This is a genomic window from Enterobacter cloacae complex sp. ECC445 (assembly GCF_021892025.1).
Lineage (GTDB): Bacteria > Pseudomonadota > Gammaproteobacteria > Enterobacterales > Enterobacteriaceae > Enterobacter > Enterobacter chengduensis.
Map to the genome: position 1 here is coordinate 283,603 of NZ_JAKLRZ010000003.1, position 24,167 is coordinate 307,769.

27 protein-coding genes and 1 other annotated feature are annotated in these 24,167 nt (G+C 56.8%); of the genes, 12 read left to right on the forward strand and 15 right to left on the reverse strand.

The window, feature by feature from the left end:
• Positions 1–285 precede the first annotated feature (285 nt).
• From ppsR to L6R44_RS04900, 8 genes are all read left to right on the forward strand, one after another.
• Positions 286–1,119: a posphoenolpyruvate synthetase regulatory kinase/phosphorylase PpsR gene (gene ppsR / locus L6R44_RS04865; RefSeq protein ID WP_032639894.1), complete on the forward strand. Its 834-nt coding sequence runs from the start codon at positions 286–288 to the stop codon at positions 1,117–1,119.
• 152 nt (positions 1,120–1,271) lie between these two features.
• Complete coding sequence (gene aroH / locus L6R44_RS04870) at positions 1,272–2,318, forward strand: 3-deoxy-7-phosphoheptulonate synthase AroH (protein ID WP_237423446.1); 1,047 nt, start codon at positions 1,272–1,274, stop codon at positions 2,316–2,318.
• Between the two features lie 209 nt (positions 2,319–2,527).
• Positions 2,528–2,710 (forward strand): hemin uptake protein HemP, encoded by a 183-nt coding sequence (gene hemP, locus L6R44_RS04875; RefSeq protein ID WP_237423447.1) that lies wholly within the window; start codon positions 2,528–2,530, stop codon positions 2,708–2,710.
• Between the two features lie 72 nt (positions 2,711–2,782).
• Positions 2,783–4,762, forward strand: coding sequence for a TonB-dependent hemoglobin/transferrin/lactoferrin family receptor (locus tag L6R44_RS04880; protein WP_237423448.1), 1,980 nt, complete (start codon positions 2,783–2,785; stop codon positions 4,760–4,762).
• A gap of 35 nt (positions 4,763–4,797) precedes the next feature.
• Positions 4,798–5,826, forward strand: coding sequence for a hemin-degrading factor (chuS, locus tag L6R44_RS04885; protein ID WP_237423449.1), 1,029 nt, complete (start codon positions 4,798–4,800; stop codon positions 5,824–5,826).
• Positions 5,823–6,644 (forward strand): heme/hemin ABC transporter substrate-binding protein, encoded by an 822-nt coding sequence (locus tag L6R44_RS04890; RefSeq protein WP_237423450.1) that lies wholly within the window; start codon positions 5,823–5,825, stop codon positions 6,642–6,644. Before chuS ends, L6R44_RS04890 begins: the two co-directional genes overlap by 4 nt.
• Positions 6,644–7,636 carry a FecCD family ABC transporter permease gene (locus L6R44_RS04895; protein WP_237423451.1) on the forward strand — a complete coding sequence of 331 codons (993 nt, stop codon included), beginning with the start codon at positions 6,644–6,646 and terminating at the stop codon, positions 7,634–7,636. Before L6R44_RS04890 ends, L6R44_RS04895 begins: the two co-directional genes overlap by 1 nt.
• Positions 7,629–8,408, forward strand: a complete 780-nt coding sequence (locus tag L6R44_RS04900) for a heme ABC transporter ATP-binding protein (RefSeq protein WP_237423452.1) — start codon at positions 7,629–7,631, stop codon at positions 8,406–8,408. Before L6R44_RS04895 ends, L6R44_RS04900 begins: the two co-directional genes overlap by 8 nt.
• On the opposite strand, the gene selO is transcribed toward L6R44_RS04900, so the two are convergent.
• The 14 genes from selO to thrS all read right to left on the reverse strand — a co-directional run bounded on the left by selO (position 8,405) and on the right by thrS (position 21,054).
• Positions 8,405–9,847, reverse strand: coding sequence for a protein adenylyltransferase SelO (selO, locus tag L6R44_RS04905; RefSeq protein WP_237423453.1), 1,443 nt, complete (start codon positions 9,845–9,847; stop codon positions 8,405–8,407). The two genes, L6R44_RS04900 and selO, sit on opposite strands and share 4 nt — an antisense overlap.
• 61 nt (positions 9,848–9,908) lie before the next feature.
• A complete protein-coding gene (locus L6R44_RS04910; RefSeq protein ID WP_237423454.1) occupies positions 9,909–10,625 on the reverse strand; it encodes an EAL domain-containing protein in 717 nt (238 codons plus the stop codon).
• Between the two features lie 293 nt (positions 10,626–10,918).
• On the reverse strand, positions 10,919–11,383 hold the full coding sequence (locus L6R44_RS04915) for a C40 family peptidase (protein ID WP_032639883.1): 465 nt from the start codon (positions 11,381–11,383) through the stop codon (positions 10,919–10,921).
• Positions 11,384–11,457: 74 nt separating this feature from the next.
• Positions 11,458–12,213, reverse strand: a complete 756-nt coding sequence (btuD, locus tag L6R44_RS04920; protein ID WP_237423455.1) for a vitamin B12 ABC transporter ATP-binding protein BtuD — start codon at positions 12,211–12,213, stop codon at positions 11,458–11,460.
• Complete coding sequence (locus tag L6R44_RS04925) at positions 12,213–12,764, reverse strand: glutathione peroxidase (RefSeq protein WP_237423456.1); 552 nt, start codon at positions 12,762–12,764, stop codon at positions 12,213–12,215. Before L6R44_RS04925 ends, btuD begins: the two co-directional genes overlap by 1 nt.
• A gap of 33 nt (positions 12,765–12,797) precedes the next feature.
• Complete coding sequence (gene btuC / locus L6R44_RS04930) at positions 12,798–13,778, reverse strand: vitamin B12 ABC transporter permease BtuC (RefSeq protein ID WP_032639877.1); 981 nt, start codon at positions 13,776–13,778, stop codon at positions 12,798–12,800.
• A gap of 103 nt (positions 13,779–13,881) precedes the next feature.
• Positions 13,882–14,181 carry an integration host factor subunit alpha gene (gene ihfA / locus L6R44_RS04935; protein ID WP_003857805.1) on the reverse strand — a complete coding sequence of 100 codons (300 nt, stop codon included), beginning with the start codon at positions 14,179–14,181 and terminating at the stop codon, positions 13,882–13,884.
• Positions 14,182–14,185: 4 nt separating this feature from the next.
• Positions 14,186–16,573 (reverse strand): phenylalanine--tRNA ligase subunit beta, encoded by a 2,388-nt coding sequence (pheT, locus tag L6R44_RS04940; protein WP_237423457.1) that lies wholly within the window; start codon positions 16,571–16,573, stop codon positions 14,186–14,188.
• A gap of 15 nt (positions 16,574–16,588) precedes the next feature.
• The gene (gene pheS / locus L6R44_RS04945) at positions 16,589–17,572 is read right to left on the reverse strand and encodes a phenylalanine--tRNA ligase subunit alpha (RefSeq protein ID WP_010426091.1); all 984 of its coding nucleotides are present in this window, start codon (positions 17,570–17,572) and stop codon (positions 16,589–16,591) included.
• A gap of 62 nt (positions 17,573–17,634) precedes the next feature.
• Positions 17,635–17,759: a sequence feature (Phe leader region), on the reverse strand.
• Complete coding sequence (gene pheM / locus L6R44_RS04950; RefSeq protein ID WP_225376222.1) at positions 17,710–17,754, reverse strand: pheST operon leader peptide PheM; 45 nt, start codon at positions 17,752–17,754, stop codon at positions 17,710–17,712. Its footprint overlaps the feature before it by 45 nt.
• A 117-nt stretch (positions 17,760–17,876) precedes the next feature.
• On the reverse strand, positions 17,877–18,233 hold the full coding sequence (rplT, locus tag L6R44_RS04955) for a 50S ribosomal protein L20 (RefSeq protein ID WP_000124850.1): 357 nt from the start codon (positions 18,231–18,233) through the stop codon (positions 17,877–17,879).
• A 51-nt stretch (positions 18,234–18,284) separates the two neighbouring features.
• Positions 18,285–18,482 carry a 50S ribosomal protein L35 gene (gene rpmI / locus L6R44_RS04960; RefSeq protein ID WP_003030583.1) on the reverse strand — a complete coding sequence of 66 codons (198 nt, stop codon included), beginning with the start codon at positions 18,480–18,482 and terminating at the stop codon, positions 18,285–18,287.
• A 97-nt stretch (positions 18,483–18,579) separates the two neighbouring features.
• On the reverse strand, positions 18,580–19,122 hold the full coding sequence (gene infC, locus L6R44_RS04965) for a translation initiation factor IF-3 (protein WP_023616141.1): 543 nt from the start codon (positions 19,120–19,122) through the stop codon (positions 18,580–18,582).
• Between the two features lie 3 nt (positions 19,123–19,125).
• Complete coding sequence (gene thrS / locus L6R44_RS04970) at positions 19,126–21,054, reverse strand: threonine--tRNA ligase (RefSeq protein ID WP_237423458.1); 1,929 nt, start codon at positions 21,052–21,054, stop codon at positions 19,126–19,128.
• A gap of 324 nt (positions 21,055–21,378) precedes the next feature.
• On the opposite strand from thrS, the gene yncL reads away from it, so the two are divergent.
• Both yncL and yniD read left to right on the forward strand, forming a co-directional pair.
• On the forward strand, positions 21,379–21,471 hold the full coding sequence (gene yncL / locus L6R44_RS04975) for a stress response membrane protein YncL (RefSeq protein WP_021241082.1): 93 nt from the start codon (positions 21,379–21,381) through the stop codon (positions 21,469–21,471).
• Positions 21,472–21,569: 98 nt separating this feature from the next.
• Positions 21,570–21,677 carry a small membrane protein YniD gene (yniD, locus tag L6R44_RS04980; protein ID WP_008500658.1) on the forward strand — a complete coding sequence of 36 codons (108 nt, stop codon included), beginning with the start codon at positions 21,570–21,572 and terminating at the stop codon, positions 21,675–21,677.
• Between the two features lie 80 nt (positions 21,678–21,757).
• Here yniD and L6R44_RS04985 read toward each other — a convergent pair whose 3' ends face one another.
• Complete coding sequence (locus L6R44_RS04985; RefSeq protein WP_032639869.1) at positions 21,758–22,516, reverse strand: DUF481 domain-containing protein; 759 nt, start codon at positions 22,514–22,516, stop codon at positions 21,758–21,760.
• A gap of 295 nt (positions 22,517–22,811) precedes the next feature.
• On the opposite strand from L6R44_RS04985, the gene pfkB reads away from it, so the two are divergent.
• Both pfkB and ghoS read left to right on the forward strand, forming a co-directional pair.
• The gene (pfkB, locus tag L6R44_RS04990) at positions 22,812–23,744 is read left to right on the forward strand and encodes a 6-phosphofructokinase II (RefSeq protein WP_237423557.1); all 933 of its coding nucleotides are present in this window, start codon (positions 22,812–22,814) and stop codon (positions 23,742–23,744) included.
• A 106-nt stretch (positions 23,745–23,850) separates the two neighbouring features.
• Positions 23,851–24,141 carry a type V toxin-antitoxin system endoribonuclease antitoxin GhoS gene (gene ghoS, locus L6R44_RS04995; protein WP_237423459.1) on the forward strand — a complete coding sequence of 97 codons (291 nt, stop codon included), beginning with the start codon at positions 23,851–23,853 and terminating at the stop codon, positions 24,139–24,141.
• Positions 24,142–24,167: the final 26 nt, after the last annotated feature.

Consider the following 24,167-nt stretch of genomic DNA (forward strand, 5'->3'; position numbering starts at 1 on the left):
GTATTTATACTGGCATATTTATTTCCGCTAAAAAAACGGTGAATCGTGTAAGCAATTTAAAATTTCAACTTTTCGGATACTTTCCCACCAGCGATTAACCCAATGATTCCTCTATATTCAGCCGTTAACCACAAAAATAAAGTCGCTATTTGAAAAATGAAATCCACTTTTCAGTAAAATCAAAAACAGCGTTTCATTCATAATTCAGATAAGTTCTTTGCTGTGTAAATTACTTTTTTAATTTATGCTTTCAGACAATTACGTATGATATTCAGGGTGGGTAAAATGGATAATGCTGTGGATCGTCACGTTTTTTATATTTCTGATGGTACGGCGATCACCGCCGAGGTGCTGGGCCACGCGGTGATGTCGCAGTTTCCCGTATCGATCAACAGCATTACGCTGCCGTTTGTCGAAAATGAGAGCCGCGCCAGAGCGGTGAAGGACCAGATCGACGCCATCTACCAGCAGACCGGCGTTCGCCCGCTGGTGTTTTACTCCATCGTGATCCCCGAGATCCGCACCATCATCCTTCAAAGCGAAGGCTTCTGTCAGGATATCGTGCAGGCGCTGGTGGCGCCGCTGCAGAGCGAGCTGAAGCTCGACCCGACCCCCATCGCCCACCGTACCCACGGCCTGAACCCCGGGAACCTGACCAAGTACGACGCGCGTATCGCCGCCATTGACTACACCCTTGCCCACGACGACGGTATCTCGCTGCGTAATCTCGACCAGGCGCAGGTGATCCTGCTTGGCGTTTCGCGCTGCGGCAAAACCCCGACCAGCCTCTATCTGGCGATGCAGTTCGGCATTCGCGCCGCCAACTACCCGTTTATCGCTGACGACATGGATAACCTGGTGCTGCCCGCCGCCCTTAAGCCGCTGCAGCACAAGCTGTTTGGCCTGACGATCAACCCGGAGCGCCTAGCGGCCATCCGCGAAGAGCGCCGCGAGAACAGCCGCTACGCCTCCATGCGCCAGTGCCGGATGGAGGTCTCGGAAGTGGAAGCGCTGTACCGCAAAAATCAGATCCCGTGGCTGAACAGCACCAACTATTCGGTAGAAGAAATTGCCACCAAGATTCTCGATATCATGGGGCTTAATCGCCGCATGTACTAATATGCTAGTACATTAACTCAGATTCAGGTATCATCATCGGCAACCACGGGGCGGTGTCGCCCCGAACTTGAAATCAGCAGGGATTGGTTTAAGGTGATGCCCATCACTTCCCGGTAGTCTGCCGATGAAGCAAAAATTTTCTGAGACATTCCATGAATAAAACCGATGAACTCCGCACTGCGCGCATTGACAGCCTGGTCACGCCGGCTGAACTGGCCCAGCGGCATCCTGTTTCCGCCTCCGTCGCGGAACACGTGACGGCTTCCCGCCGCCGCATTGAAAAAATCCTCAATGGTGAAGACAAGCGTCTTCTGGTGGTGATTGGGCCCTGCTCCATCCACGATCTGGATGCCGCGATGGATTATGCCAAACGGCTTCAGGGCCTGCGGGATAAATATCAGCATCGCCTTGAAATTGTGATGCGCACCTACTTTGAAAAACCGCGTACCGTGGTGGGCTGGAAAGGGCTGATTTCCGATCCCGATCTCAACGGCAGCTACCGCGTTAACCACGGTATCGAGCTGGCGCGCAAGCTGCTTTTGCAGGTCAACGAGCTGGGCGTGCCGACGGCGACCGAGTTTCTCGATATGGTGACCGGGCAGTTTATTGCCGATCTCATCAGCTGGGGCGCGATTGGCGCGCGCACCACCGAAAGCCAGATCCACCGCGAGATGGCCTCCGCCCTCTCCTGTCCGGTCGGCTTTAAAAACGGCACCGATGGCAACACCCGCATCGCGGTTGATGCCATCCGCGCTGCCCGTGCGAGCCACATGTTCCTGTCGCCGGATAAAAGCGGCCAGATGACCATCTACCAGACCAGCGGTAACCCGTACGGGCACATCATTATGCGCGGTGGCAAGAAACCCAATTACCATGCACAGGATATTGCGGCGGCCTGTGAAACGCTGGCCGAGTTCGACCTGCCGGAACATCTGGTGGTGGACTTCAGCCACGGCAACTGCCAGAAGCAGCATCGCCGCCAGCTGGACGTCTGCGATGAGATCTGCCAGCAGATCCGCAGCGGATCGACCGCCGTTGCCGGAATTATGGCGGAAAGCTTTATCAAAGAAGGCACGCAGAAAATCGTTGCTGGCCAGCAGATGGTGTACGGCCAGTCAATTACCGATCCGTGCCTGAGCTGGGAAGACAGCGAGCTGCTGTTGGATAAGCTGGCGTCTGCGGTCGATACACGCTTCTAACCCCTCGTCGGGTGGCGCTGCGCTTGCCCGACCTACGGTTCGTGCCCTTCTCCCTCTCCCTGTGGGAGAGGGGCGGGATGAGGGCACCAGCCCGCACCTTCCCTCAAAATTTGATCCCCTCACCCTTTTTTCACAAAAACGCTTGCCGTGAATTTGCAGTTTATTGATAATGATTATCATTGTTACATTGATTGTTATTTATAAACATTATGTCACGTACGGATAACAGCCCGGCAACGCCAGTAAAAACAGACACAGCACCAGCCCCTACCGAGCGTCGGATTGACAGCAAAACCCTGCTCGGCGATGAGGGCCGGGTCATTATCGTGCATCACGGCCAGCACTACCTGCTGCGCCAGACGAATGCCGGAAAACTGATCCTCACAAAATAAACCAAAACATTCGCCAGCCACCCAGGTTATCCCCAGGCAGCCAGCGCTTTCGATTCTTTATGGAGAGTTGCTATGCCACACCTGCCTTCCGCGTCTTTACGCCCGTCACTTCTGGCGCTGGCGATCGTCAGCGCCCTGCCGACTGCGGCAGTTGCCGCCACGGACGATATTACCGTCACCGCCACGGGCAACGCCCGCAGCGCCTTTGAAGCCCCCATGATGGTGAGCGTGATTGACGCCAGCGCGCCCGAGAAACAGACCGCCAGCTCGGCGGCCGACCTGCTGCGTAACGTCCCCGGCCTGACGCTGGACGGTACCGGGCGCACCAACGGGCAGGACGTGAACCTGCGCGGCTATGACCGTCGCGGCGTGCTGGTGCTGGTTGACGGCGTGCCTCAGGGCACCGACACCGGCCACCTGAACAGCACGTTCCTCGATCCGGCCCTGATTAAGCGTATCGAAGTGGTTCGCGGCCCGTCGGCCCTGCTGTACGGCAGCGGCGCGCTGGGCGGCGTGATTTCCTATGACACCGTTGACGCCAAAGACCTGCTGGAACCGGGTAAACACAGCGGTTACCGCGTGTTTGGTACGGGTGCGACGGGCGACAGCAGCCTCGGGATGGGCGCCAGCGCCTACGGCCGCACCGATACGCTGGACGGTCTGGTCTCCTGGTCCAGCCGCGATCGCGGTGATATCCGCCAGAGCGACGGTGCAACCGCGCCGAACGACGAATCCATCAATAATATGCTGGCGAAAGGCAGCTGGAAAATCGACCCGGCCCAGACCCTGAGCGGCTCTCTGCGCTATTACAACAACGCCGCACGGGAACCGAAAAACCCGCAAACCCCCGGGGCGGACAGCAGCAACCCGATGACCGATCGCTCCACCATTCAGCGTGACGCGCAGGTGGGCTATCACATCGCCCCGGAAGGTAACGACTGGCTGAACGCCGACGCGAAGGTCTACTGGTCCGAAGCGCGCATTAATGCCCAGAATATCGACGGGAGCGGTGAGTTCCGCAAGCAGACCACCCAAGGCGGCAAGGTGGAAAACCGCACCCGCCTGTTCAGCGACACCTTTGCAGCACACCTTCTGACCTACGGCGGGGAATACTCTCGTCAGAAGCAGCATCCGGGCGGGACAACCACCGGCTTCCCGGAGGCGAAGATCGACTTCAGCTCCGGCTGGCTGCAGGATGAAATCACCCTTCGCGATCTGCCCGTTACCCTGCTGGGCGGCACGCGGTATGACAATTACCGCGGCAGCAGCAATGGCTACGACGACGTGGATGCCGATAAGTGGTCCTCCCGCGCCGGGTTGACCGTCAGCCCGACCGACTGGCTGATGCTGTTTGGCTCTTACGCGCAGGCCTTCCGCGCGCCGACCATGGGCGAGATGTACAACGACGCCAAACACTTCTCCATTGGCCGGTTCTATACCAACTACTGGGTGCCGAACCCGAACCTGCGCCCGGAAACCAACGAAACGCAGGAGTTTGGTTTTGGCCTGCGCTTTGACGATCTGCTGCTTGCCAACGATGCGCTGGAGTTTAAAGCCAGCTACTTCGATACCAAAGCCAGGGACTATATCTCCACCACCGTCGATTTTGCCGCCGCGACCACCATGTCCTATAACGTCCCGAACGCCAAAATCTGGGGGTGGGACGTGATGGCAAAATACACGGCCGATCTCTTCAACCTCGACCTGGCCTATAACCGTACGCGCGGGAAAGATACCGATACGGGCGAGTACATCTCCAGCATCAACCCGGATACCGTCACCAGCAGGCTGGACATTCCGGTAGCGCAAAGCGGTTTTTCCGTCGGCTGGATTGGCACCTTTGTCGATCGCTCAACGCATATCAGCAGCTACAGCAAGCAGCCGGGCTATGCGGTGAATGATTTTTACGTGAGCTACAAAGGCCAGGAGCAGCTAAAAGGCGTGACCACCACGCTGGTACTCGGCAACGCCTTTGACAAGGAATACTGGTCGCCGCAGGGCATTCCGCAGGACGGCCGTAACGGCAAGATTTTCGTAAGCTATCAATGGTAACGCCCGTTGGGCCAACTATGCAGAAGGATAAGATAATGAATCACTACACGCGCTGGCTTGAGCTAAAAGAGGCCAATCCCGGTCAGTACGCGCGCGACATAGCAGGGTTAATGAACATCAGTGAAGCAGAGCTGGCCTTTGCCCGCGTGGGCCACGACGCCTGGCGACTGCGCGGTGAGATCCGCGAGATTTTAGGCGCGCTGGAGGCGGTGGGCGAAACCAAATGCATCTGCCGCAACGACTACGCCGTGCACGAGCAGGTCGGGAGCTTTACCAACCAGCACCTGAACGGCCACGCCGGGCTGGTGCTGAACCCGCGCGCGCTGGATCTGCGCCTGTTCCTCAACCAGTGGGCGAGCGCGTTTCACGTCAGTGAAGCCACCGCCCGCGGCGAGCGGCAGAGCATCCAGTTCTTCGACCACCAGGGCGATGCCCTGCTCAAGGTCTACGCCACGGACAACACCGACGTTTCCGCCTGGGGCGACGTGCTGACCCGCTTCATCATTGCCGATAATCCATCGCTGGCGCTGAAGGTGCCCGATGCGCCTGCTCACGAGGAAAATGCACAAGCCGCTCTCGTGGACAAAGAGTGGCGCGCCATGACCGACGTGCACCAGTTCTTCAGCCTGCTCAAGCGCCATAACCTCAGCCGCCAGCAGGCGTTTCGCCTGGTGGGTGACGATCTGGCCTGCCGGGTAGAGAACAGCGCGCTGGCGCAGCTGCTGGAGACGGCGCGTCGGGACGGCAATGAAATCATGGTCTTCGTCGGCAACCGCGGCTGCGTGCAGATTTTCACCGGCGTAGTGGAAAAGCTGGCGCCGATGAAAGGCTGGCTGAATATATTCAACCCAACCTTTACCCTGCACCTGCTTGAAGACGCCATTGCCGAGACGTGGGTCACGCGCAAACCGACCGCGGATGGGCATGTTACCAGCCTGGAGCTGTTTGCCGCCGACGGAACGCAAATCGCCCAGCTGTACGGACAGCGTACCGAAGGCGAACCGGAGCAGAGCCAGTGGCGCAGCCAGATTGACGCCTTAACGGCGAAAGGGCTGGCCGCATGAAACGGTGGCTTGCCCTGCTCAGCGCCCTGCCCCTGATGGCGTTTGCCGCGCCGCAGGAGAAAATCGTGACCCTCGGCGGCGACGTCACCGAGATTGTCTACGCCCTCGGCGCGGCGTCTTCGCTGGTGGCCCGCGACAGCACCAGCCAGTGGCCGCAGGCGGCGACCGCGCTGCCGGACGTGGGCTATCTGCGCCAGCTCAACGCGGAAGGGATCTTGTCCATGCGCCCTACGCTGGTGTTGGCCAGCGCCCAGGCGCAGCCCTCTCTGGCGCTTAAGCAGGTTGAGCAAAGCCACGTCAGGGTTATCGCGGTGCCTGCCCGTAACGACCTGAGCGTCATTGACGAAAAGGTGCGGATCGTCGCTGAAGCGACGCACCGCGAGGCCGAAGGGGAAGCCCTGCGCAGCGCGCTGCGTCAGTCGCTCACGGAGCTGCCCGCGTCACCGCTCAATAAACGGGTACTGTTTATTCTCAACCACGGCGGAATGACCGCCATGGCGGCCGGACAACAGACCGGCGCGGACGCGGCCATTCGTGCGGCGGGGCTGCAGAACGCGATGCAGGGGTTTACCCGCTATCAGCCGCTGTCTCAGGAAGGCACGATCGCCAGCCGCCCCGATCTGGTGGTGATTTCTCAGGACGGCCTCAACGCCCTGGGCGGTGAAGCGAATCTGTGGACGCTGCCCGGCCTGGCGCAAACTCCGGCGGGACGGAATAAGCAGGTGCTGGCGATTGACGATATGGCGCTGCTGGGCTTCAGCGTGCGAACGCCGGAAGCCATCCGGCAGCTGCGGGCCAAAGCGGAGCAGCTGCCCTGATGTCCCGGCGAGCCGCATTGTCACTGTGGATGCTGGCCGCGCTGCTGGTCGTCATGACGCTGACGGCCAGCGGTATTGGCGCGCTGCGTCTGCCGGTAAGCCTGCTGTGGAACGGCACCGACGAGGCGCTGCGCCAGATCTGGCTGACGATCCGTCTGCCTCGCGTGCTGCTGGCGCTGGCGATTGGCGGTTCGCTGGCGCTGGCGGGCTGCGTGATGCAGGGGCTGTTTCGCAACCCGCTGGCGGACCCTGGCCTGCTCGGCATCAGCAGCGGCGCGGCGCTTGCGGTTGCGCTGTGGGTGGTGCTCCCGCTCTCGCTGCCTGCGCTGGTGATGCTGTATGCCCCGATGCTGGCGGCGTTTCTCGGCGCGCTGGCCGCCACCTTCGTGATTTTCCTGCTCAGCCGGCAGCGTGACGCGTCCCTGTCGCGCCTGCTGCTGGTGGGCATTGCCATCAACGCGCTGTGCGGCGCGGCCGTCGGCGTGCTGTCATGGCTCAGCAACGATGCCCAGCTTCGCCAGCTTTCGCTCTGGGGAATGGGCAGCCTCGGCCAGGCGCAGTGGTCAACGCTGCTGGCCGTCGCGTCGCTGATGGTTCCCACCGCGCTGGTTATCTGGCGTCTGGCAGGTGCCCTCAACCTGCTGCAGCTGGGCGACGAAGAGGCGCACTACCTCGGCGTGGAGGTTGCCGCCGTGCAGCGGATCCTGCTGCTGTGCAGCGCCCTGCTGGTGGCCGCCGCCGTTGCGGTCAGCGGCGTGATCGGCTTTGTCGGCCTGGTGGTACCGCACCTGGTGCGCATGTGGCTGGGCGCCGATCACCGGGCGGCGCTCCCCGGTTCGGTGCTGGCCGGCGCGCTGCTTCTGCTGGTGGCCGATACGCTGGCGCGCAGCCTGGTCGCCCCGGCGGAAATGCCGGTCGGCTTATTGACCAGCCTTCTCGGCGCGCCGTGGTTCCTGTGGCTTATCTTTCGTCGCGGAGGCGCGCATGGCTGAACGCTATTGTGCAGAAAATCTTGTTTTTCGCGCCGGGCAACGCACGCTGATTAACGACGTGTCGCTGACCTTATCTCAGGGCGAACTGGTGGCGCTGATTGGCCCTAACGGCGCCGGAAAATCAACGCTAATGCGGCTGCTTACCGGCTATCTTAACCCTGCGGGCGGACGGTGCAGCCTGGCGAGCACGCCGCTTGCAGACTGGCAGCCGAACAGACTCGCACGCTACCGGGCGGTGATGCGCCAGAATACCCAGCTCGGATTTGACTGGCCGGTTGAGGCGGTCGTCGGTATGGGTCGCGCGCCCTGGACCCGCACGCCTGAAGCGTCGGTGATTGAGGAGGTCATGGCCATCACTGGCTGCTTACCGCTGGCGGGCAGGCAGTTTGCCGCCCTCTCCGGCGGCGAGCAGCAGCGCGTCCAGCTCGCCCGCGCGCTGGCCCAGCTCTGGTGCGAGGGCGCCCCGCGCGGCTGGCTGTTCCTTGATGAACCCACGTCCGCGCTGGATCTCTATCACCAGCAGCATCTGCTGCGCCTGCTGAAATCCCTGACCCGCCGGGGACATCTGCACGTTTGCGCGGTGCTGCACGACCTGAATCTGGCGGCGCTGTGGGCGGACCGCATCCTGCTGCTGCATGGCGGCAGCATCGTCTCCCAGGGAGAACCGGAAACCGTTTTGCAGGCCGATGCGCTGGCCCGCTGGTACGGCGCGCAGGTCCTCGTCGGCAGCCATCCGGCTCACGACGCGCCGCAGGTGTTTCTCGCGCCCTAGCTTGAGCAGCTCACCTCCAGCCGCTTGCCCCAGTCGGGCGGGCGGCTGACGTAGTCATCATCCCGGTCGGCAAACGGCGTGCGCAACGCTACGTGCAGACGGTGCAGCTCGCCGTACTCGCCCTGCTCGGCCTGCTCAATCGCCCGCTGCGCCAGCCAGTTGCGCAACACCATCGCGGGATTCGCTGCATTCATACTCGCCTGACGGGTCGCGTCGTCCACCTGCTCCTGCTGCAGCCGCGAGCGGTAGGATGCAAACCAGTCGTCAAACGCCTGTCGGTCAATAAACTCATCGCGCAGCGGCGAGGCGGCACTGTGCTGCTCCGTCTGTCCCAGCATCCGGAAGGTGCGGGTATAATCGCTGCCCTCGCGCGCCATCAGGGCAAACAGACCGTTGAGAAGGTCGTTATCGCCTTTCTCCTGCGTCATGAGTCCCAGCTTGTTGCGCATCAGCGTGCCATATTCCCGCAGAAGGATGTCCTGATAGCTGTCGAGCGCATCGTTGAGTGCATCAACGTCGATAAACGGCGACAGGGTTTGCGCAAGCCGCTGCAGGTTCCACAGGCCTACCGCGGGCTGATTGTCAAAGCTGTAACGTCCCTGATAGTCAGAGTGGTTGCAGATATACCCAGGCTGATAATCGTCCAGGAAGCCAAACGGACCGTAATCAAAGGTCAGTCCGAGAAGCGACATGTTGTCCGTATTCATGACGCCATGGGCAAAGCCGACCGTTTGCCAGCGGGCAATCAGGGTTGCGGTGCGGGCAACCACATCCCTGAACCAGAGAACGTATTTATCCGCCTCATCCTGCACATGCGCCCAGTGGTGACGAATGGCAAAGTCCGCCAGCTGGCGCACCTTTTCCGGCTCGCGGCGATAGTAAAAGTGCTCGAAATGACCAAAGCGCAGGTGGCTCTGCGCGATACGCATCAGCATTGCGCCCTTTTCCACGGATTCACGCATAACCGGCGTCTCGCTGGTGACGATCGAGAGCGCGCGGGTGGTGGGGATCCCTAGCGCATGCATCGCTTCACAGCCCAGACACTCGCGAATCGTTGACCGCAGTACCGCACGCCCGTCCCCCATTCGCGAATAGGGCGTCAGGCCCGCACCTTTCAGGTGCCAGTCAACCGTCTCCCCGTTGGGAAGCTGTTGTTCACCGAGCAGGATCCCCCGGCCGTCGCCCAGCTGTCCCGCCCAGACGCCAAACTGGTGTCCGCTATAGACCTGAGCCAGGGGTTGCATACCGGCGAGAAGCGTTTCGCCTCCCCAGACGCCAGCGCTATCTGAGCGCTGAAACAGCTCAGGTGGAATGGCCAGTTCTTCTGCCAGCCGATCGTTATGCCAGATAAGGCGTGAATGGTGTAACGGTGTGGGTTTGAGTGCGGTGTAAAATTCCGGCAACTCATCGTGCCAGCGAGCAGTAAAAGACAGGGTCATAAGTCCTCCTGCTTTTAGTGTAGAGGGTTTCCTCTGACTTAAACACGGGCGAAAGCAAGGGTTATCGCTGCTGAACCAGCGTCGTGACGTGCTCCGCGGCGACCGCAGGCCAGAGCGCGCCCTGCATAGCGCCAAAATTGAAGGGCAACACGCGTTGCAGCAGGCCGTGGTCATCAATGCCTGAGACGATCACAGACTGGCAGTGAGGCGTGATTTGCCAGAGAATAGCGCGCATAAACGGCTCAAAAGAGAGCTCCGGGGCGCGCTGCTGAATGAATCCTTTATCGAGAATGACCCGTTTAAATAATCCATCATACACCGCTTTGAGCGACGCAGCGCCAGCGCCAAAGTTTGCCAGGACCAGCGGGAAATGGATCGCCATTCTCGCCAGCTGCAGATCGTCCTTTCCGTTATTTAAACCTGGATAATTCTCATTAACAGTAAACTCAAGAAACGGATAACGCTCAAGGATTGAAACAGCGTTTCCATTAGTTAATAAAAATTCAACAATTGTAGGCGTAATATTGATCCACGCAATTAACTGATGCTGAATAAAAAACAGTTTACAGGTATCAAGCAATTGCAGTTTTTCGTTAAACAACGCTAACTCTTCGGCCGCTGAAAGCCGAGGGATAACAAGCTCAGTGGGGATCCGTACCTCGCTGCCGACGCCAGTAAAGTTAACCAGCATTTCTAAACCTTTCAGCTCACCTGCGCTATTACGGGCAGGCAGGAGCAGCAGTTCAGACTGGTAAGCATTATCTAGCGTAATAATCATTGCACTCGCCCCGCATTAAAGATGAGAGAGGACATCCTGGAGCAATTGCCGACACAATTCCACTGGCTTGATTTTAATAAGATTAATTTCATTAGTTCCGTATTAATTTTCAGATTTATCCCTGAATCTAAAATAATTTTATCCTGATTGCAAAATAATAGCCAGTTTTAGATAAAACAGACACATGCAGGATTCGCTAATTGTAGGTAAATTTAACTTTAAGCATCTTATTTGAGAAAAACGGCATGATTTATTACTCACCATGCCGCCATAAGAGAAGTATCCGACAAAGACTATATACGTCGCGCCTGCCAGAAGTTTTTACGCCAGTAAACATTATCAAGAGAAGAGCGCATCACCCCGCGACTGGTCGAGGCATGAATGAACTGATTGTCTGTATCATATATGCCAACGTGGAGACCGCTTTCACCCGAGCCGGTTTTGAAGAAAACCAGGTCTCCGGGCAGAAGATCGTCTTTATCAATTTCAGTGCCAATTTCCGCCTGCTTGCGCGTTTCGCGCGGAAGCTGTAAATCAAACTTGTCGCGAAACGTCATCAGAACGAAGCCGGAGCAATCCACGCCGCCGCGACTCATGCCGCCGTAGCGATAAGGCGTGCCGCGCCAGTTGCTCAGCTGATCGTTCAGGCTAGCAATGACGGTGATCGAATCTGAAAGCCGTGGGTTAGGCGGCGGGGCACGATGGCTGCTGCATCCCGTAAGAAAAAGTGCTGTCATCAGGAGAAACCAGAATCGCATTTCCAGACGAATCCTCTGCTTTTTTTGTTCTTTTCGTAATTTAGCGTGCAATTGTGCCTACAGGCAAGAAACGGTTACGTCTGCCCGGTAGAAATCAGCATCTTATGGCCCTCTATATCCAGCCTGCGGAAGGACATGTTGTACGCGCGGGCAAGGTTGGGTGGGGTAAGGACCCGGTCGCGCGCACCGCTGGCGATCATGTTACCCTGCGACAGCAGCCACACCCGGTGGGCATGACGCAGGGTATGGTTGAGGTCATGACTGCTCATCACCACGGCGATGCCCTTTTGGCTCAGGGCGCTTAGCAGCGTATCCAGAGCCGCCTGCTGCGCAACGTCCAGACCGCTCATGGGCTCGTCGAGAAGCAGCATCCGCCCGTGAGGATTGCCTGCCGGGTGGATCTGAACGATGACGGCCGCCAGGCGCACCCGCTGCCACTCTCCGCCGGAAAGCCGGCTGGCATGCCGGGAGAGTTTATCTTGCAGCCCAAGGGCCGCCGCCACGTCCGTCAGCAGCGCCGTCTGCTGTTTGTCGTGCAGATGCAGCATCAGATAGTGCCAGACCGGCATCGCAAAGGGCGGCACCTGCTGCTGTACGAGGTAGCTGCGCCGATGCGCCAGCGAGACCGGTGACCAGTCGGCAAGCGTATGCTCCAGCAGCGTTATCTGCCCTTCTCCGTCGGTCATGCCCGCCATCCGCGCCAGCAGCGTGCTCTTCCCTGCACCGTTTGGCCCGACAAGATGCAGGATCTCTCCCGCATTGACGGTACCGGTTATCGGCTCCAGACGTCCCCTCTCGGCAACGTCCGTGAGCTGCATCAGCAATGACATTATTTTGCCAGCGCCAGCTTGATCGACTCCATGACGATCGGATCTTCAGGCGTCATATCCGGCGAAAAACGCTGAACGACCTGACCGTCGCGACCAATCAGGAATTTCTCAAAATTCCACAGGATATCGTCCGGGTAAAGCGGCGCGCGACCTTTGCTGGCCATACGTTCATAAAAACCGCTGTCTTCCGGCGCAACGGCCTTAGGAGCGGCAGCGATCAGCTTCGCATACAGCGGATGGCGGTCCTCGCCGTTGACGTCAATTTTGCTGAACATCGGGAACGTCACGCCATAGGTGGTGCTGCAGAAGGTTTTGATCTCCTCTTCGCTGCCCGGCTCCTGGCCGAGGAACTGGTTGCACGGGAAGCCCAGCACGGTGAAACCGTCTTTCTCCCAGGCCTTCTGAATATTTTCCAGCTGCTCGTACTGCGGCGTCAGGCCGCATTTGGATGCCACGTTGACGATAAGCAACACGTTGCCTCTGTAGCCTTCCAGCGTAGTTTTATCGCCGTCAATGGTGGTCACTTCGGTATTCAGGATATCTGACTGCATAGCATTCCCTCAGGTTGTTTTACAGGTCGTTTTTTAACGTCCGGATTTTAATAGTAGCCAGATAAACACCGGCGCGCCCAGCGTGGCGGTAACCACGCCAATCGGCAGCTCCGCGGCCGTCAGGGCAAGCCGGGCGATGATATCGGCCACCAGCAGCGTGACGGCTCCGGCCACCGCAGAGGCCGGAAGCAGGGTTCGATGGTCCGTGAGGCCACACAGGCGCAGCATGTGGGGTATAACCAGCCCGATAAAGCCGATCGCGCCCGCCAGCGCCACGCTGACGCCGACCAGCCAGCCAATGACGATCACCAGCACGTTACGCCAGAACCCAATCGGCATGCCGAGCTGGCGGGCAGAGGTTTCACCCAGCGCGAGCATATTCAGCGGCTGCGCCTGCAGGGCCGCCCATACGATGGCCGGTACCAGCAGAGCCATCAGCCAGCCCTGGTGCCAGTCAACGCCCCCAAAGCCGCCCATCATCCAGTACATCAGCTGACGCAGGTCAAAGGCGGTAGAGAAGTAGACCGCCCAGGTCATCAGCGCGCTGCAGATAATCCCCAGCGCCACGCCGGCAAGCAGCAGGCGGCTGGTCGACAGGTGTCGTCTGGCGAAGCGAAGCAGGATCGCGGTGATCAGCAATGCGCCGAGAATGGCGCTCAGGCTAATGCTCCATCCGGAAAGTTCTCCCCCGCCCAGCATCACCGCCGCAATCAGCCCCACGCCTGCACCGTTCGACACGCCGAGCAGGCCGGGCTCTGCCAGAGGGTTTTCAAACAACGCCTGCATAATGGTGCCGCACAGCGCCAGCGCGGCACCGACCAGTACCACCGCGACGGTGCGCGGGAGGCGAATTTGCCAGACGAAGAGCTGCCCGTCAGGCCCCCACCAGCTTTCGGGCCCAATCCATCTGTCTCCGGCGCAGAGGCTCACGGCCGCGGCGGCAATAAGTAACAGCACCAGCAAAAGCAGGCGACGCCGATCGGAACGGTACTGTAGATGGGCATAATCAAGCATGTGTAAGGCTATAGTAGCGTGAGATATCATTGATTTTACGGCGGGTTTGCCGGAGAGCGCAAAGAAAAAAGGCCGCGTGGGCGGCCTTTTTGGTTAGTTCATATTACTCTGCTTTGGGCGTTGCGTTTTCGACGCGGCTTTTTAACTTCTGGCCGGGTCTGAAGGTCACCACGCGGCGGGCTGTAATGGGAATATCTTCCCCCGTCTTCGGGTTGCGGCCCGGACGTTGGTTTTTGTCTCGCAAATCAAAATTGCCAAAACCGGAGAGTTTTACCTGCTCACCATTTTCCAGAGCACGACGGATCTCTTCGAAAAACAGCTCTACCAGCTCTTTGGCATCCCGTTTGCTAAGCCCAAGCTTATCAAACAGATATTCTGACATTTCAGCTTTTGTAAGCGCCATAGGTTCAATCCCTCAATGATGCCTGGAATCGCTCTTTTAATGCCTCTACACATTTGGCGACGGTAGCGGCAATCTCCTCTTCTTCGAGTGTACGGCTGGTATCCTGAAGGATAAGGCTAATAGCGAGGCTCTTGAAACCTTCAGCTACGCCCTTGCCGCGGTACACGTCAAATAAGTTTACGCCAACTACCTGATTTACGCCAACTTTCTTACATTCGGCCAAAATATCTGCTGCGGGCACGTTTTCCGCGACCACAACCGCGATATCACGGCGGTTTGCAGGGAAGCGGGAGACGTCCTGAGCCTGAGGAATCACGCGGTCTGCTACCGGGCTCCACTCCAGCTCGAACACGATGGTGCGGCCGTTCAGGTCCAGCTTACGCTCCAGCTCAGGGTGAACAACCCCAATGAAACCAACGCGTTTGCCGTCTAAATAGATGGCTGCGCTCTGGCCCGGATGCAGGGCCGGAATGGCTTCTGCGCGGAATTCAATTTCGGATAATTTACCGGTCAGATCCAGAATCGCTTCCAGGTCGCCCTTCATATCGTAGAAATCAACCGTGCCTTTTGCCAGGTCCCAGTGCTCTTCATAGCGGTTTCCGCTGATGGCGCCAGCCAGCATGAGATCCTGACGGATGCCTAAATTTGCCTGATTATCCGGTACAAAGCGCAAACCGCTTTCGAAAATTCGCACGCGGTTTTGCTGACGATTCTGGTTGTAAACAACTGTGCCCAGCAGCCCCGTCCACAGGGACAGACGCATCGCGGACATTTCGCTGGAAATTGGGCTTGGCAGGATCAACGCCTCCTGGCCCGGGTGGATCAGCTGCTGCAGCTTAGGATCAACAAAGCTGTAGGTGATCACTTCCTGGTAGCCTTTGTCGTTAAGCATGGTTTTCACACGCTTCAGGGACAGGTCGGCTTCACGGTGTTTGCCCATCACCAGACCGGCCTGGACTGGCTCGTCAGGGATGTTGTTGTAGCCGTAAACGCGGGCCACTTCTTCCACCAGGTCTTCTTCAATTTCCATGTCGAAACGCCAGGATGGCGCAACGGCTTTCCACTCGTCCTGGCCTTCGGTTACTTCGCAGCCCAGACGCGTCAGAATGTCGGTCACCTGCGCATCGGCAACGTGGTGACCAATCAGGCGGTCCAGCTTGCTGCGGCGCAGGGTGATGGTCGCGCGCTTCGGCAGGGCCTCTTCGTGGGTAACGTCAATAACCGGGCCCGCTTCGCCGCCGCAGATGTCGATCAGCAGGCGGGTTGCACGCTCCATCGCGTTGTACTGCAGCGCCGGGTCAACGCCGCGCTCGTAGCGGTGAGACGCATCGGTGTGCAGGCCGTGACGGCGCGCGCGACCGGTGATGGAGAGCGGGCTGAAGAACGCGCACTCCAGCAGGACGTTTTGCGTCTCGTCATTAACGCCTGAATGTTCGCCCCCGAAGATACCGCCCATTGCCAGCGCTTTGCTATGGTCAGCAATCACCAGGGTATCGGCGTTCAGCTTCGCTTCGTTGCCGTCCAGCAGAACCAGGGTTTCGCCCTCTTTCGCCATGCGCACAACGATGCCGCCGTCGATGCGATCTTTATCGAACGCGTGCATTGGCTGGCCCAGCTCCATCAGTACGTAGTTGGTCACGTCAACCACGGCGTCGATAGAGCGGATGCCGCAGCGGCGCAGCTTCTCTTTCATCCACAGCGGGGTTGGGGCTTTCACGTTGATGCCTTTCACCACGCGGCCGAGGTAGCGCGGGCACGCATCCGGAGCGTCAACCTGAATAGGCAGCACGTCACTGATGGTTGCTTCAACCGGCGCAATGTCCGGCGCGTTCAGCTCGGTCTGGTTCAGCACGGCCACGTCGCGCGCCACGCCGATGATGCCTAAGCAGTCAGCACGGTTTGGCGTGACGCTGATTTCGATGGTGTTGTCGTCAAGCTTCAGGTATTCACGGATATCGGTGCCAACGGGCGCATCCAGCGGCAGCTCAATGATGCCGTTGTGATCGTCGGAAATACCCAGCTCGGAGAAGGAGCACAGCATGCCTTCAGATGGCTCACCGCGCAGCTTAGCCGCTTTAATTTTGAAATCGCCCGGCAGCACTGCACCGACGGTCGCCACGGCCACCTTGAGGCCCTGACGGCAGTTTGGCGCACCGCAGACGATATCCAGCAGGCGGTCACCGCCCACGTTAACTTTTGTCACGCGCAGTTTGTCAGCGTTAGGGTGCTGGCCGCACTCGACCACTTCGCCGACGACGACGCCGTTGAAGGCGCCGGAAACAGGCTCAACGCCGTCCACTTCCAGGCCCGCCATGGTGATCTGGTTAGACAGCGCGTCGCTGTCCAGCGTGGTGTTCACCCATTCGCGTAACCACAGTTCACTGAATTTCATTGTTCTGTCCTGCCCTTATTTAAACTGTTTGAGGAAACGCAGATCGTTTTCGAAGAATGCACGTAAGTCGGTAACGCCGTAGCGCAGCATGGTCAGACGCTCCATGCCCATGCCGAAGGCAAAGCCGGAGTAGACTTCCGGATCGATACCCACGTTGCGCAGCACGTTTGGATGCACCATGCCGCAGCCCAGCACTTCCAGCCATTTGCCGTTTTTGCCCATCACGTCAACTTCCGCAGACGGTTCGGTGAACGGGAAGTAGGACGGACGGAAACGAACCTGCAGATCCTCCTCAAAGAAGTTGTTCAGGAAATCGTGCAGCGTGCCCTTCAGGTTGGTGAAGCTGATGTTTTTATCAACAATCAGACCTTCCATCTGGTGGAACATTGGGGTATGGGTCTGATCGTAGTCGTTACGATAGACGCGGCCCGGCGCGATAATGCGGATGGGTGGCTCCTGATCCTTCATGGTACGGATCTGAACGCCGGAGGTCTGAGTACGCAGAAGACGCGTAGCGTCGAACCAGAAAGTGTCGTGGTCAGCGCGTGCCGGATGATGGCCAGGAATGTTCAGGGCGTCGAAGTTATGGTAATCATCTTCGATTTCCGGGCCAGTCGCCACGGTAAAGCCGAGCTCACCGAAGAAACTTTCAATGCGGTCGATGGTGCGGGTAACCGGATGCAGACCACCGTTTTCAATACGGCGACCCGGCAGGGAAACGTCGATCGTCTCTGCGGCCAGACGCGCATTCAACACCGCGCTTTCCAGCTCGGCTTTGCGCGCGTTCAGCGCCTGCTGTACCTGCTCTTTGGCTTCGTTAATCACCGCACCCGCTGCCGGACGCTCTTCTGGCGGCAGCTCACGCAGGGTTGTCATCTGAAGGGTCAGGTGCCCTTTCTTCCCAAGATATTCGACGCGGACATTGTCTAACGCGGCAACATCTGAGGCCTGATTAATGGCGGCTGTTGCACTGGCAACCAGCTCTGCGAGATGTGACATGATTTTCCTCATTATGTCGGTGCAGACACCGATTTGGTGGAGTTATTCTCTCAAATTCAGGCACAAAAAAAGCCTCCATCGGGAGGCTTATCTGGCGCTGTTTTTCGTTTCATCTTTCACGCGCTAGCCTCCTGAAATCAGGTGCTAAAGTAAAAGAAGAAGCGGAAATTAGCAGCATTCATGCTTGCGTTACCTTGTCTGGTAAAAACCGTTAAGACCTTATTGAAAAGCCTGGACGGGTAAAAGTCAATGTTCTGATGGTGTTAAATGAAAAGAGGGAGCAAGGCTCCCTCTCTCAACTGGCTTATGCCAGTGCTGCTTTCGCTTTTTCGACCAGAGCGGTGAACGCTACTTTGTCGAATACTGCGATGTCAGCCAGGATCTTACGGTCGATTTCAACAGAGGCTTTTTTCAGGCCGTTGATGAATTTGCTGTAAGAAATACCGTTCTGACGTGCTGCTGCGTTGATACGCGCAATCCACAGTTGACGGAACTGACGCTTACGCTGACGACGGTCACGGTAAGCGTACTGACCTGCTTTGATAACAGCCTGGAAGGCAACGCGGTAAACGCGTGAACGCGCACCGTAGTAGCCTTTAGCTTGTTTCAAAATTTTCTTGTGACGTGCACGTGCAATTACACCACGTTTTACGCGAGCCATATGTGCTCTCCTGTATCTATATTCTTAGTAAAAAAATTAAACGTTAACGGCTTATGCGTACGGCAGGCACGCGATAACCAGACCCAGATCGCCTTTAGAAACAAGGCCTTTTGGACGCAGGTGACGTTTACGCTTAGTAGATTTTTTGGTCAGAATATGACGCAGGTTTGCGTGCTTACGCTTAAATCCACCACCACCGGTTTTTTTGAAGCGCTTAGCAGCACCGCGTACGGTCTTAATTTTTGGCATCTTAATAACTTCCACTTCGCATTGTTAAATAAACGAAACATAGGCGAACAAAACCTATGAAACCCGAAGGCTCCACAGATTTTGCTGCTTGAAGGCCTTACTGTTTCTTCTTAGGAGCGAGCACCATGATCATCTGGCGGCCTTCGATCTTCGTAGGGAAGGATTCGACTACTGCCAGTTCACTCAGATCGTCACGGACGCGGTTAAGCACTTCCATACCAATCTGTTGGTGGGCCATCTCACGACCGCGGAAACGCAGTGTGATCTTGGCCTTATCGCCATCTTCCAGAAAGCGAATCAGGCTGCGGAGTTTTACCTGATAATCGCCATCGTCGGTACCAGGACGGAATTTGATTTCCTTAACCTGGATAACTTTTTGCTTCTTCTTCTGTTCCTTAGAAGACTTACTCTTTTCATAAAGGAACTTGCCGTAGTCCATGATACGACAAACTGGCGGTTCGGCGTTAGGGCTGATTTCAACTAAATCTACTCCAGCTTCTTCAGCCTTTTCGATTGCTTCTCTCAGACTCACAATCCCCAGCTGCTCGCCTTCCAGACCTGTTAAGCGAACTTCCTGGGCGCGAATCTCGCCATTGATACGATTCGGACGTGCCGTTTGAACTCGTTTTCCGCCTTTAATACCTTATTCCTCCAGTTGTTGAAGACTGCGGCTGCGAATCTCTTGTTGCAGCTTCTCAATCACTTCACTTACGTCCAGGCTGCCCAGGTCTTTACCACGGCGGGTGCGAACGGCAACTTTGCCTGCTTCCACCTCTTTATCACCACAGACCAACATATACGGGACACGACGTAAAGTGTGCTCGCGGATTTTAAAGCCAATCTTCTCATTTCTCAAGTCTGCTTTTACGCGAATGCCCGCATTTTGTAGTTTCTGCGTCAATTCTTTAACGTAATCTGCCTGAGAATCGGTAATGTTCATCACCACCACCTGCACTGGCGCAAGCCAGGTTGGGAAGAAGCCGGCGAACTCTTCGGTCAGGATGCCGATGAAGCGCTCCAGGGAACCGAGAATCGCACGGTGAATCATAACCGGTACCTGACGCTCGTTGTCTTCGCCAACATAAGAGGCGCTTAAACGCTGCGGCAGGGAGAAGTCCAGCTGTACAGTACCGCACTGCCATGCGCGATCGAGGCAGTCATACAGGGTAAATTCAATTTTCGGACCGTAGAATGCGCCCTCGCCCAGCTGGTATTCGAACGGAATGCCGTTCTCTTCCAGCGCCACGGCGAGATCCGCTTCCGCGCGATCCCATGTCTCATCGCTACCGATACGTTTTTCCGGACGCGTTGAGAGTTTGACCACGATCTTCTCGAAGCCAAAGGTGCTGTACATATCGTAGACCATACGAATACAGGCGTTAACTTCGTCACGAACCTGATCTTCAGTACAGAAGATATGCGCATCATCCTGCGTAAAGCCACGTACACGCATCAGACCGTGCAGCGCACCTGATGGCTCGTTACGGTGGCAGCTACCGAACTCCGCCATACGCAGCGGCAGGTCGCGGTAGGATTTCAGACCCTGGTTGAAGATCTGAACGTGGCCCGGGCAGTTCATTGGCTTGATGCAGTATTCACGGTTCTCAGACGAGGTGGTAAACATCGCATCTTTGTAGTTGTCCCAGTGGCCGGTTTTTTCCCACAGCACACGGTCCATCATGAACGGGCCTTTCACTTCCTGATACTGGTACTCTTTCAGCTTGGAGCGTACGAAAGTTTCCAGTTCACGGAAGATGGTCCAGCCGTCGTTATGCCAGAACACCATACCCGGCGCTTCTTCCTGCATGTGATACAGGTCAAGCTGCTTACCGATTTTACGGTGGTCACGCTTCGCCGCCTCTTCCAGGCGCAGCAGGTACGCGTTCAGGGCTTTTTTATCGGCCCACGCGGTACCATAAATACGCTGCAACATTTTGTTGTTGCTGTCGCCACGCCAGTAGGCGCCTGCGATCTTCATCAGCTTAAAGTGATGACAGAAGCGCATGTTCGGCACGTGCGGCCCACGGCACATGTCGACGTATTCTTCGTGATGGTACAAGCCAGGCTTGTCATCATGCGAAATGTTTTCGTCAAGAATAGAGACCTTGTAGCTCTCGCCGCGCTTCACGAAGGTTTCACGCGCTTCGTGCCAGCTGACTTTCTTCTTGATGACGTCATAGTTGGTTTCGGCGAGCTCGTGCATGCGTTTTTCGAGCGCGTCGATATCTTCCTGAGTCAGGGTGTGGTCAAGGTCAACGTCGTAGTAGAAACCATTGTCGATAACCGGACCGATCGCCATTTTGGTGTTTGGCCACAGCTGCTTGATAGCATGGCCTAACAGGTGCGCGCAGGAGTGACGAATGATCTCCAGACCGTCTTCGTCTTTCGCGGTGATGATAGCGAGCGTCGCATCGTTTTCGATCGGATCGGAGGCATCCACCAGCTCACCGTTAACACGGCCAGCGATAGTCGCTTTTGCGAGACCCGGACCAATGTCCAGGGCAACATCCATTGGGCTAACAGGACGGTCGAAATGGCGTTGACTGCCGTCAGGAAGAGTAATTACAGGCATTTTATATCCTTATTTGCAGTGATGCCCCACACATAAGAGCATATACAAAGAAAATAATCGTGATTTGACAATAGATTACGACACCATCTGACCAACAATCGTCAAATTGGTTCGTCATCATTCACCTGCCGAAAAATCAGACAACGTCGAATTTACGGTAAGCCTTGCAATGTTAACACTAACAAAAGGGAGATTGCACCCTCTGCCGGCAGATTGATCTGCTGGCACGTTTGCATGAATTTGCAGGTCGCATATTCCCGCCCCTCGCATTCTCGCGATGCTGGGCTACTCTTGAACAGGTCTTTAAACCCAAAGGTGCATACCATGAACGTATCCAGTAGAACGGTTGTGATATTGAACATCCTTTCCGCCACCGGTTTATTGTTGATTCTCGCCGAACGATTCCACTGGTTCTGAGCTAACCCCTGCGCTGGCATAACCCAATCGTTCCTGAGAAGGGGCATATTTCGGCCCTGTTTGGTAGACTGAGGATATCAACGAACAAGGATTAGGTTATGCCAACAAAACGATTTGCCGTAAAACACTGGAAAATGGTGCTGGTGCTGATTGCCATCTGCGGCGCAATGCTGCTACTCCGTTGGGCGGCAATGATTTGGGGCTAGGGGCGCATACGGGTCAGCAGAAGGGACGCCACAAGACCACAGACACTAAACGGGCCGACATTATCGTCGGCCCGCCTTTATTACATTCTATAACCGAGTGAAACCGTGGTTCTGCGATCGGTGTGATCCGGCGCAGATTCTGGTGGGGAAGAGTTCCAGGTGACGTTGTAGGCCACTTTAAGACCAAAGTGTTCGTTGATAGCCACGTTCAGCGCCGTTTCAGAGTTCAGCGTCGTATCGTCGGCACCAAAGACAGAAACACCCTGGGTAAATTTGGTGTTGTCAGTCATCTGCCAGGCGTAGGTACCGGAAGCGTAACCGAGCGGCTGGGTTTTGGTATCGCCATTGGTGTACTCGTCATAACGCACGCCCGGACCGAATTCAAAGCGCAGGCTGTGTACCGGACCGTTCAGGAACTGGCGACCGTAACCGGCGGTGAACACATCGCGCTGGCGATAACCGTTGTAACGGTCGGTTAACCAGCTCGCCTGCCCAAACAGGTAGTCATAGTCGGTCATGTTGTAACGGCTACGTCCGCCAACCGCATATTTCTCGGAAGAACGTTCGTCATTAGCGGAAGTATTACTGGCGTTACCCCACAGAGACCAGGCGGTGGTGTTACCGTACCAGGTGAGCGTACTGTCCGCCGTCAGAGAAGAGCTTTTGGTGTTACCGGATTGTGCCAGGTACCCAGCGTTCAGGTTACCTTCAAACGGTTTTTTCGCGGAGGAAGGATCGTCCATGACAGTAAAAACGGAATCATCGGCGGTCGCGTTCATAGCCGCAAACACGCCACCCGCCAGCATCAATGCAGCGGGCACTGTCTTTAAAAGCTTCATTTTATTAAGGAGTCCGTACAACAAAAAAAGAGACCACACGGTCCCGGAATCTTTCTTGAGGATCAATGACAAGGCGTCCAGAGAAAGGTAACAAATTATAAAAAGCCGCAAATAACATAGCAATGATTTCTTATTTCATTTTTTGAATAAGAACGATCCCAAAAAGCGTTTTATTTTATATATCTCCAGTCTTAATTTTATTCAGTATTCATATTTAAAATCATACTGTTATTTACATTGCCTTCCTGATAAATGGTGCCAGACTAAAAGTAACCCATGCTAAAAGGAGGTAATGATGGTTTCTATCTACACCCTGACGCTCTCCCCTTCCCTTGACTCCGCTACCCTGACGCCGCAGATTTACCCGGAAGGTAAATTGCGCTGTAGCGCCCCGGTCTTTGAACCCGGCGGCGGAGGTATCAACGTGGCGCGCGCCATAACGCACCTCGGCGGCAAAGCCACGGCCATTTTCCCCGCGGGCGGTGCCACCGGTGAGCACCTGGTCTCTCTGCTGGCAGATGAACAGGTGGCCGTCGAGACCGTCGAAGCCAAAGACTGGACGCGGCAAAACCTGCATGTCCACGTCGAATCAAGCGGCGAGCAGTACCGTTTCGTCATGCCGGGCGCAAAACTGAGCGATGACGAGTTTCGTCAGCTTGAAGAGAAAGTGTTGACGATAGAAAGCGGCGCGCTGCTGGTGGTTAGCGGCAGCCTGCCGCCCGGCGTTAGTACGGAAAATTTCACGGCGCTGATTCAGGCCGCGCAGCAGCGCGGTATCCGCTGCATTGTCGACAGCAGCGGCGCGGCCCTCGAGGCGGCGCTGGTGCCGGGCAATCTGGAACTGGTTAAACCCAACCAGAAAGAGTTAAGCGCGCTGGTCAAGCGCGAACTGACGCAGCCTGATGATGTTCGCACCGCCGCGCAGGAGCTGGTACGCAGCGGCAAAGCGCGACGCGTCGTCGTCTCCCTCGGGCCTCAGGGGGCGCTGGCCGTCGACGAAACCTCGTCCGTTCAGGTTGTCCCACCGCCGATGAAGAGCCAGAGCACGGTTGGCGCTGGCGACAGCATGGTGGGCGCGATGACGCTAAAACTGGCGCAGGGCGCCTCTCTGCTGGAAATGACGCGCTACGGCGTGGCCGCGGGTAGCGCCGCGACCATCAACCAGGGCACGCGCCTCTGTTCGCTTGCCGATACCCAAAAAATCGTCGATTACCTGTCCCGAAATTAACGCCGGTTCCCCTTCGTGTTTACGAAGGGGAATGCACTCGCCGAGTCGCCAAACGTAAACTATCGACTATGCTAAGAAAACTTCCATGATAACAATGAGGTGAATTATGAGCAGTGGTGACATCACACGTTACGTCGTGACCATCAACCTTCATGAAGCATCCCTGACCGAGCTCAACGAGCTCAATAACGCCTTCACCCGGGCTAATTTTCTCCTCACGCTGACGGATGACGAGGGCAATATTCATGATTTAGGCACGCTGGCATTTGGTCTCATCAGCGCCCTGAGCCAGGAAGAGGTTCATGCGCTGGCCGCCAGCCTGGTGGAGAGCGTGACCGACAAGCCTGCCGACATTGACGTGGATACCTGGGAGAACTGGCGGAAAAAAGAACAATAAGTGCGCAGCATGAATGTAAACCGCTC